Source organism: Gilliamella sp. B2824, assembly GCF_026536245.1.
Taxonomy (GTDB): domain Bacteria; phylum Pseudomonadota; class Gammaproteobacteria; order Enterobacterales; family Orbaceae; genus Gilliamella.
Genome location: NZ_JAFNON010000002.1, coordinates 360,530 through 371,189 on the forward strand (window position 1 = coordinate 360,530; position 10,660 = coordinate 371,189).

Annotated in this window: 10 protein-coding genes; 2 read left to right on the forward strand and 8 right to left on the reverse strand. The window is 29.2% G+C overall.

Annotation, left to right across the window (positions count from 1 at the left end; genetic code table 11):
- Positions 1-77 precede the first annotated feature (77 nt).
- Together J3U56_RS03635 and J3U56_RS03640 are read left to right on the forward strand one after the other, a co-directional pair.
- On the forward strand, positions 78-1,289 hold the full coding sequence (locus J3U56_RS03635; protein ID WP_267366751.1) for an MFS transporter: 1,212 nt from the start codon (positions 78-80) through the stop codon (positions 1,287-1,289).
- An 830-nt stretch (positions 1,290-2,119) separates the two neighbouring features.
- Positions 2,120-2,761, forward strand: coding sequence for a cysteine hydrolase (locus J3U56_RS03640; RefSeq protein ID WP_065632967.1), 642 nt, complete (start codon positions 2,120-2,122; stop codon positions 2,759-2,761).
- 583 nt (positions 2,762-3,344) lie between these two features.
- Here J3U56_RS03640 and J3U56_RS03645 read toward each other — a convergent pair.
- The 8 genes from J3U56_RS03645 to J3U56_RS03680 form a co-directional block, all read right to left on the reverse strand.
- Positions 3,345-4,190, reverse strand: a complete 846-nt coding sequence (locus tag J3U56_RS03645) for a hypothetical protein (RefSeq protein ID WP_267366752.1) — start codon at positions 4,188-4,190, stop codon at positions 3,345-3,347.
- 80 nt (positions 4,191-4,270) lie between these two features.
- Positions 4,271-5,650, reverse strand: coding sequence for a sialate O-acetylesterase (locus J3U56_RS03650; RefSeq protein WP_267366753.1), 1,380 nt, complete (start codon positions 5,648-5,650; stop codon positions 4,271-4,273).
- 215 nt (positions 5,651-5,865) lie between these two features.
- Positions 5,866-6,183, reverse strand: a complete 318-nt coding sequence (locus J3U56_RS03655) for a hypothetical protein (protein WP_267348081.1) — start codon at positions 6,181-6,183, stop codon at positions 5,866-5,868.
- Between the two features lie 697 nt (positions 6,184-6,880).
- The gene (locus tag J3U56_RS03660; protein WP_267344935.1) at positions 6,881-7,717 is read right to left on the reverse strand and encodes a hypothetical protein; all 837 of its coding nucleotides are present in this window, start codon (positions 7,715-7,717) and stop codon (positions 6,881-6,883) included.
- Positions 7,718-8,279: 562 nt separating this feature from the next.
- Positions 8,280-8,627, reverse strand: coding sequence for a hypothetical protein (locus J3U56_RS03665; RefSeq protein ID WP_267348083.1), 348 nt, complete (start codon positions 8,625-8,627; stop codon positions 8,280-8,282).
- 22 nt (positions 8,628-8,649) lie between these two features.
- Positions 8,650-9,090 carry a lysozyme gene (locus tag J3U56_RS03670; protein WP_065798702.1) on the reverse strand — a complete coding sequence of 147 codons (441 nt, stop codon included), beginning with the start codon at positions 9,088-9,090 and terminating at the stop codon, positions 8,650-8,652.
- Positions 9,091-9,291: 201 nt separating this feature from the next.
- Positions 9,292-9,600 carry a phage holin family protein gene (locus J3U56_RS03675; RefSeq protein WP_267333252.1) on the reverse strand — a complete coding sequence of 103 codons (309 nt, stop codon included), beginning with the start codon at positions 9,598-9,600 and terminating at the stop codon, positions 9,292-9,294.
- An 806-nt stretch (positions 9,601-10,406) separates the two neighbouring features.
- Positions 10,407-10,660: hypothetical protein (locus tag J3U56_RS03680; protein ID WP_267366754.1), on the reverse strand; the 254-nt coding region annotated here is incomplete at its 5' end.

Consider the following 10,660-nt stretch of genomic DNA (forward strand, 5'->3'; position numbering starts at 1 on the left):
AGCAAGATTCGGATTGTTAGTAAGATTGAGAAAATGCAAATATAAACATAAAGTGTCAGTATGAGGAAAATAACAACATGGACAAATTACTAATTCATAAGATTTCTTATTCCAATTTATGTGCGCAATTCTCTGAACAAATAATAATAGCTGTGCTGCCGATTATAGCAGTGCTATCTATACATGCTTCAGCGTCTGAAACAGCATTTATACAAATGATAAATACGTTACCTTTTCTATTATTATCGATTCCAATGGGAGTACTTGCAGATAGAGTATCTAGAAAGAAATTGATGATCATAATGGAAATTATTCGTGCAGCAGCCATATTTATATTGTTTTATTTGACATTTTTAGGGAGTCTGACAATAAATAAAATTGCATTATTCGGTTTTTTTATAGCAATTGGTACTGTTATTTACAGTGTAGCAAGTCCCGCTTTAGTCGCATCTTTTGTCATAAAAGATCAGTTAATTAATGCCAATAGATCAATAGAGATTGCCAAAAGTGTGGCTTTTACTGCCGGTCCAGCATTAGGTGGTATTCTTGCTGGCATTTATTCTGGAGGATTAGCATTCATATTGGCTTTTTTACTTTCGATCATCAGTGCCTTTTTTCTAATATGTTTACCCAAGGAGCCTGTACAAAAAAAATCAGGAAGAAACATAATTCAAGAACTATGTGATGGTTTTATTTTTTTACTTAAAAATAAATATTTAAGACCTATAACGATAACGGCTTTTGTCTTTAATTTATCATTTAATTTGCTATTATCAATATTTGCTTACTATACTATCAACAATCTCTCCTTTACTTCATTTGAAGTCGGAATGTTATTAAGCCTAATCGGTTTAGGAATGTTTTTGGGATCCGTTCTATACAAGTTTATATCTACAAGAATAAATTTTGGATTCCAACTGACTTTAGGGCCTGTATCAGCTTTTGTAGCTTCAATATTAATGCTTTTAACTACCATATATCCTGTCAAAGAATTGGTTTTTATATCTTTTTTCTGTTTTGGATTTGGACCCATCATATGGACCATATCTACAGTCTCGCTAAGGCAGTTAGTTACGCCTAATAATATGATAGCGAAAATATCTTCAGTGATCATGACGGTTACTTTTGGTGCCCGGCCTTTAGGCGCTGCTTTAGGTATATACATAAGTGCAAATTTTGGTGTAACTAATTGCATTGTCGCTGTTTTTATTGGTTTTTTTATTCAGTTAGCAATTATTCTTTTCTCAAAACCAGCCAACTTAAAAAAGTTATCAGATGCAGAGCAATAATGTTAGAAAAAAGGTTAAAAATATGTTGTTATATGAAATATTGTTGAAGATTACCAAATGATGATGCTCTAACTGTATATCAACTAACAATGATGTTTAAATCGGTGAGAGTTATTACCCGTTTCGACAATTTCACAATAATATAATGGTCAGTCCAATGATTAAGGAAGGACCAGCTTTTTTTGAACTGGTAACATAATCATTTTGCTTGGTGGGTTGATGATAGTATTTTTTTGATTTTTTCAACTGGATGAGAGCACTTTTTATTGTAAAGCACCTAAAAAACAGAGTTATAAAGTTGAAAACCACCGTATATTTTAGTCAATATTACTACCTGATTTTGTTATATCAAAAAGTGTAGATACTTTAATTAATACGCTCTGTTTTTTTAACTTTTTTAATGTGGATTTCACCATTTCGGTACTTTTGACTTCTTTTAGTTTGGTTGTTTTTAAAATGGATCCTTCATCTGTAGCCTATTTAATGAAAAACTTTTTTTAATGTTGAAATAGCTATCCTATCTATTTTTGCGCTTCTCTTTTAGTAAGACTTTTTACAAAACCTTTGCCTTCCCTATAAGGAATTTACCGTGTTGGTATTGCTGTTATCTGAGATACCTTCCCAACACCACTAAATAATGTTTTTAAAAATTGATAATCAATTACCATACCAATTTACCTATATTGTAATTTAACTACAATTATTGTAAATAAATTGCAAAATATGTTTATATCAGTAAAATAGCATACCTGTATAAAAATAAACACCAAATATCAATAATGATGAGGTGTTTAAATTAAACATAACAACATATTTTATAAGGATATTTTATGGATACAAATGTGCCTATGTTAAAATCAAAAACAGAAGATATTAAAAAATCTGCTTTAATTCTTATCGAATGCCAAAATGAATGGCTTCATCCTTCTGGGCATTTATACCAAAGCTTTAAAGATAAAGATCTATTTGAAGAATCAATCAAAAATATTGAATCAAGCTTATTTTATGCAAGGCAAATTCACATGCCAATTATCCATTGTGGCTTGAGATTTCAAAAAGGTTATCCAGAGTTAGCCAATGGAAAAACAGGCCTAAGGCATGCAATTAGTCACTTTGGTACATTTCCTGTCGATAGTTTTAATTCGCAATTTTATGAAACATTAACACCAAAAAATGAAGAATTTATTGTAATGGGTAGAACCGGATCAAGTGGCTTTGCTGGTTCTAATTTAGACATTTACCTTAGAAACAATAGTATTGAAACACTTTATTTAGTAGGATACGCGACCAATGTTTGTGTAGAATCGACCTTTCGTGAAGCTCAAGACAAAGGCTATTTTCCAGTCATCATTAGTGATGCTACAGGTACATTCGATAAAATTCAGCAAGAACACATGTTGAAATACACAGTTCCTCATTACGGCGAATCGATAACGACTAAAGAATTTGAACGATTGTACGATGATCGCTAACTTGTTAAACAATATCAATATTTTAAATAGATTCAATTTAATATAAAAAATAAGTTAGGCTGTCCCAACATTGGGATAGCTATACCATACTCATCAAATTTAAGCTAAATATCAATTAACAGTATTAAAGCAATCAATAGCAATCAGTTTAAATTGAAATATAACAAATCATTCGTAGGTACTTTTTGCTCTTATCTAAAAATATCTCAATGATTGTGAGTTAATTGTTTTGATAGGATTAAAAAATTAATAAGATACCCAAAAATATAGATTTTAATATAAAAGAGATTAAGGGGCACTGAAAACTTTTTATCTAATATGAGTAAAACAAGTGAAATCTTAGTAATATAGCAAAAAGCTAAACACTAAATTTGTGTGAAGAGATTATGAAAAGAATAATATCATGATTATTAATAACAATTAGAATGTTAACCTAGTTGAGAGGAGTAGAAAATTGTGAAGTGCAAGAGCTTGGATAACGATATAAAATTATCCCTTTAATAATGACAATAAATGGTGAACTTATAGAGAAGAAAAGCCCATACCAAGGTATGGACTTTAAATGTAAGTACAAACTTATAGTTTAAAGTAAATGTTCATATTTTGTGAAAATTTCATGGATTTTATTGATATCAGCGGCAGTTAAATCTTCTCGGCTAAATGTAGCATATAACTTCATAACACCCTCTGAAGGAGAATCTTCAATTGTACTGTAAGCCATTAAACGTGGACAAAACTTAGCCATTGATTGTGCTGATAGTTGTTTATTAATGGTCACATTTTTATGTTTATATACTAATGATTTCTTATTAACATGAATAACATAAACACCATCATTTTCTTGTTTATCTTCCTCTCGTGAAATAGAATCATTGTCCCACCTAAGAAGGCTACCTTCCATGTACTTTCCAAGACCAGAAGAAATAAAAGCATGTGGATGGCTTATTGCCTCCTCTCCTCCCCAGTCAATACCACTACTTGAAGCTTCAGACATCACAAAAACAAGACAAAGATTAGAATCAACCGTACCTAAGTTATACTTATTATGATCAAAGATAACTACACTTTTCACATTAGAGCGTATACCATTAATAAGTATTTGAGGTTGATCATAAGTCAAATCTAATCGATTACTACCTATAATGCTATACTTAATATGATTAGTATTTTGATGTTTTGATGCAAGATAAAATAATCCCTTACATTTTTGATCTAATCCTTCCTTTACTAAGTCATTAATAAGTAATAATAAACACTGACTATCTGGTCTTTCTGACTTGGTAATATAATCTTCATAAATTGCATAAGCCTTTTCACTCACTGTAGTAATTCTATTAATATTATTACCATTATCACTACCGTAATTAACAGAACCTAAATTATTTTTATTCCAATCGACATTTGAAACTTTAATTGCTAAACCTGACATAAAAACTCTCCACTTATTTTTGTTGTGTAAAAAATTTGATTAAAATCGATATTTTAGTTTTAGGATTTAATCAAAATAAATTAATTTTGTTGCTCGCTTAAATGGTAACTAAAAATAACGCACCAGTTATATAAATGGTAATCTTCATTACCTATACGATAGACAATGTTATTATTATCATGCAACTCACCAGCATTCCGTTTCTCTATATCGAAAAAACCATAAGTAATTATTAGATTTTTTGGGCTCTCTTTGCACTCTATACGAAGCGTATCACAATTATTATCATCACTAAGTCGTTCAACATTAGTTATAATTTCTTTGCCCACTGAATTTTTTATTGAAAACCCTCTATTTGGGATAGTTAAATTTTTATTTTCGAAATATTCAGGTTTATCAAATGTTAAACCAGATTTATTAAATTTCAGGTTTAAAAATTTACCGTTAATAGTGTGAGAAATTGGATGTAATGGTTGCCAATCTTCACCCGATATAACTTTACTCAAAACATAACCGTAATAGGCGCCTAATAACTTAGAGCTTGGCCCTAATAAATGCCATTCATCATGATATCTCAACTGATATATAGGTGTAGCCAGATAGAATCCACTACCTTTTTCAAGCGCTAATTCTAATTTTGCTAATGCAACATCTGGATAACCTTCTGAATTTTTAGTAGAATAAGAGGAAGACACTTGATACATAATAAATGGTAAATCTGAATAATCATCACCTGTAATCGCCTCTATATCTTGGATAAGATCAGTGCGTAATTGTTTCAAGGCTTTTTTATATTTATTAATACCTGTACCATAATTGTACTCACCTTGAGTCCAAGTAATTGCCATCACCCTATATGATTTTCGTTGTTCAAAGGCCATACGCATACCATTTCTAACATCTTCAAGGATATAATTATAGTACTCAGTACCTTTAGATAACTCTGATATAGACTTGCCACCTCTTGCACAGCAAGAAGAAAGTATCCATTTATTTTTTAATGATTTTTTATCAAACTCACGAAGAAACATATCTGCAGTGCCTGCAGCAGGTGTTTCACCATTCACCTCATTCAGCCACTCACGATGATTGTCTAAGAACTGGTATTTATTTTGCGAAGCGTATCGTGTTTTGATACCATGATTAAACATTTTTGCTGACGATGAAAAACTAGTTGGTGTCTGAATTGGTAGAGAATTTGAACCTTCTGCTAGAGATTGACCATAAGTAATAATATGATTAATATCAGCAAGCCCTGAATCAGGTGGATAGATTAATGTTTTTAATTTAGCAGCAAATTGATTATCAATATTAAATTTTGTATTACCCTCTTCATCAATTTTGAAAGAGATATTGCCTTGCTCATCAGCAATAGTAAAACCATTTTCTTGAGTATTATTGAATGAAAAATTTTCTGGTATTGACTTTTCAGGATCCAATAAATCGTTTAAATTTACCATAATTGCTATTTGTCCTTAGTTATATATAAAAAGCAAAATACAGTTATCAAATTAAACAAGGTTTGTTATAACAAACAAGTAACGAAATAAACCTGTTTTACTTTTATTTGATTCTAGTTTTAGAAAACCTAAAATGAATAGCAGATACAACCATATGATTTGCTTTTAACATTTTTAAGTTATTTTTTAGACATCGATGTTGATGATCTATGTTGTTATAATTGATTTAAAAACTTTCTCAATTCGAGAGCAAATTTGCGATTGATTTTAAATTCTGAAAATCCGTTTTCATCAATTCTAAAAACAACATTACCTAACCTATCAATAATCGAAAAACCATTATTCGGGGTATTAGTAAATGCTGAAGGTTCTTTATTGATAAAGTGAAAGTTACCGTCTTTATCGATTTTTAAAACATATTCACCATTTCTATTACAAATATAATAGCCATCCTCTTTTACATCATAAAAATTTTGTGGAAGCGTGTTTGTTTGATACGGTATATCATTTAATGTTTCATTTGAATTTGTCATATTATTTTTACCTTTGTTATTCATATAAAAAATATAGCTAAATAATTAAATTAGATCTGATATTACTTTTCATAAATAAGAAGATATCATCCTCCACCATACAAATTTGTATTGTTCTATCTTTTTGAAAATATGAGTTTTATAGTTTTTGATATATAAATTATTTTTAAGACAATATAATTACGTCTAATTGAAAAAAAGCTTGGATTTTTTGATTAGCCTAATTTAATTTGCTAAAACGCGAAAAAATGATTATAAACTTCGATTTTTATTGAGGATAACTTATCGATAAAGCATACCTAGTTTGAAACAAGTAATACTTTAATTCATTTAATGTTTAGCTATTAAATAGTGATGTAAGCATACTTTTTTTAAATTTTTACACTTGAGGGGTGAATTGTACTTTTAAAAACATCGTAATTACTGCCTAAAATATTTAACAATCATTACTAGAATTAATCATTTAAATTTATGGTAGATAGGTGGTTATACCCTATTTGTAGCTGCACTTAAAAGCTTCTATACCACGTTTTAAAACATGCACTTTTTCACTTTATTAGTTAGCATTAAGCAATAAATGAAAAGTTATTTGATAATTTAAATTATAATCATAAAGTTAAAATCTTTTTCTAGCCATTTATTAGCAAGAAAAAACCCACAATAATTGTGGGTTTTTAATTTAAAAATGAATTAATGATTATAGATATGCTTCGAATTCAGTAAAAATTTGTTGAATCTTAGTAATTTCAGATGGAGTTAAACCTTTTCCTTCAATTCCACTACTAAATGTAGCATACATCTTCATTGTACCGTTACCTGGATTTTTAATAGTGTTATAATTTAATAAAGATGGGCAGAATTTAGCACATGAACGCGGAACATATTTTGTTAAATTAACAGCACGATGACGGTAATCTAATGAAGTTCCATCAACATGAATAACATAAACACCGACAGGATCTTGTGGATCTTCAGATTTTGATACAGCAGCATTTTTACCATTATTCCATTTAAAGATAGCTTGGTCGAAGAAATCTGCATTACCAGCAGAAGAAAATGCATGTACGTGGTTTACTTCGTCTTCTCCGCCCCAATCAAATCCATAAGTAGAAGGTTTAGACATCATAAATACCAAACATAAATCCTTGCCTAATGAACCATCAATGATTTGATGATCATAAAGATCTGCACGACTTTCGATTTTTGTTCCATCATATCGAACTGTTGGGTAATCGCTATATCGATCTATAACATTGTCACCGATTATACTATACTTAATATGCTCAAAGTTATTGTTAGGGGATGCTAAATAAAACAAACCAGTACATTTATTATGCAATCCTTCTTGAACTAACTTATTAATAAACAGTGCTAAAGCGAAATTGTTTGGACGAGCTTCTCGCTGATTACTAAAATCGCCGGTTTTTTCAATGTATTTCTTATAAATGGTAACTGCTTCTAAACTAATCATTTTTTCAATGTCAGCCATTGAAATTAAGTTACTGTTCTGAATTAGATCTTGTAAATTTGACATAAAATTCTCCATTATTTGTTATTTAAGTTAAAAAGAAATTTGCGTTCAACTTTGAATAAAAGTTTATTTCGCAAGGTTTTACTAATGTTATTACACAAGGTAATAATCGAAAATGACTCACTATTTAGTAAAATAATAGCCAGTCATATCGATAGGTAGATAGCGAAGTTGTTATTAAACAACCTACTATTCATTTTTTTGATTAAAAGAATGGGTTATTGCATTGACTGCCAACCAAAATGGGGGATAGCATTAATATAACGAGTTAATTTAGTATAAATTTAAGTCAATTAACTCATTAAAACCACGCTATGAAAGGGTGTTAAAATATGTATTAAAAACTGGGTATTTTTATTTGATACCTTACGCCGCTATAGAAAACAGAAATTAGATTAATAAGTTATTGATATATCATTCTAATTTCTATCAACCACCTTATTGGTTTAAAGCTCGAATTGCCCTTTTATCTTGATTACACTTTTCAATAACATTGAGCAAATGTTCGTTATATTTAAGACTACTCGCAAAGGTTAATGGTTTAGGTGGTAAAGCAGGTAAGCAATCAGTTAATAAGCTTTCGGATATTGGTCGATTGATGTAAACTTTTTGCTCTTTCGTACAAGCTGTTAGTAATATCACTAGGAACATACTCATTAGCACATTGGTTATTTTTAAGTAAGTCATCAATTTTTTCCTGCAATTCTAAGGATTGATTTTCAAGGTTTCGTTTTGTAATTTCGTTATTAGCAATAATTTGATTATCTTTTATCGTTTTCTGTTCAAGCTGAGAAAGCTTATTAGTCAGTTCTTGAACTTGTTCTAACCTTTGTTTAGATACCTGGATTTGTTTTATATACAAACAAATTAATATCAAACATAGAAACATAAAAACACCTGCAATTTTTGCCATTTTTATTTCCCTAAAAGATTAGTTAGAAATGATTAAATAAATCTTCTTCAGCTTGTCTACGATTAGCTAAGCCAATGCATGATTGTTTAACACCATTGACAGTTATTTTGTTCCAACGACAAAACTCTTTCGATGCACCAAGGTAGTCACCAATATTTAATTTTGCTAATAAAGTCGATTGATTAAATGCTGATACACCGACATTAAATACAAATGAGCATAACGCATCATATTGGTTTTGATTTAACTTAACTTTCACCAATTTATTAATCGACTGCTCAACTGGATATAAGTCTTGCATTAAAAAACATTCAGCTTGTGCCTGACTTATTCTGTCATTCTCTTTCACATTTTTGGTGTGACCATAACCAATGGTCCAGATTCCAGCTGGACATTTATAGGCTTTGACCGCTAAACTTTCAAAACTTTTGATAAGTTCTAACCCTTTTTCACTAATAATCATTACATTGTCCTAATATTGTTTAGTGTTATAAATCTGTATATTGCATTGAAATTTTTTAGATAATTGATGGGAATCAGAAGAAATAAAAAAGAACATTATTAACTATCAATAAATAGTAAAAAAATAATCAATAATTTTTAGAATAATTTATTACATTGATTATGTGATTAATTTATTTCAATAATCTATAAAAATAACTTATTAATCATTATCTTTCATTTTTTTAAGTAATTTTTCTTCTAGGATTTTAATTAAATTAGCGCCTGACCAGCCTGCCAAACCTGCAACTCCTCCAGCCATTTCAAAAGCCCAATTGAAATAACTAGCAATAAGGATGACCAAAGCACCCGCAAAAATCGATATAAATATTTGAGCAATTAACGTCCACAAAAAGAACTTATGACCATTAAGTAAGTGATAGCAATAACTGGCTAATGAGCCAAGTAACGTAACAAAAAATAAATATACAACAACTATCCAATGGATATTATCGGGATCTTTGATTGGCATATGTTTAACCTTATAAGTGTTTTTGAATTAGATAATTAAAATGAATGATGTTCGAATAGGTATAATGTGAGTTTTTTTAAACATAAACTAAAACACCAATGTTAAATTGGTTTGATTAGTACTCAATTGTTTGATACTAAAATAACTTATTTATCGATAAATAATATTAAGCAGGAAAATCCTATTTATCCTAACTATAAACTAGTAATTATTTTTTATAATCAATCTACGCGATCTGATTGAGATAATAAGAACGATAATTTGTACAAATAGAAAGGTATAAACATTTTTAATTTTGATGGAATTGGTTAAATGTTACTTTATGATTTTATTATAAGATTTACTAAATAAAATAAATAATTATAAATCAAACAATATCGTTTAAAACAATTCAAAGGATAGGATCATTATCACAATATTGGAGTGTAATAAAATGACGATTTTAAATACTAACCAATAACAAATATATTAACATTATATTTTTATTGTTTTTTATTCAATTTTTCGTGTTAAAAAGGTGGTGCAATAAAACAGAAAGTAGTCATTAAAGATAACGAATAATTAAACTAGGCATGCCATTAAACTAATAAATGATAAACAAAGCATATTATCTTTTAATAAAAAAATTAAAGACAGCCAAAATATATAATGAAAATATTTTAAATTAAACAACTTCATGTTAAAGCAATTAGATAGGTAATATCAATTTTAATCACATAACAAAAAAGCCCGTCTATTGCTAGCGGGCTTTTTTATGCGTTTAAATTTTGATTATGGACTAATTATATATGCTTATTTGCGCAATGTCAAGCATTTTCACTGCAATGTTTAACATTTTTACTACTTTTATTGAAAAATGGATAAATATTTCCACCCACAAAACTTTGTGCCTGATTCAAAATATTGATAATGTCGTGAGGCCTTTTACCTATCGCTTTCGCTTGTGCATTACAAGACACATTCTTTAAGTAATACGCCACTAACACCGTCCATTGCACCGGATTATATTCTTTCAAACTCAAAACAGCATTATCAACAACCTCTGCTTCTTGCTCTGTCA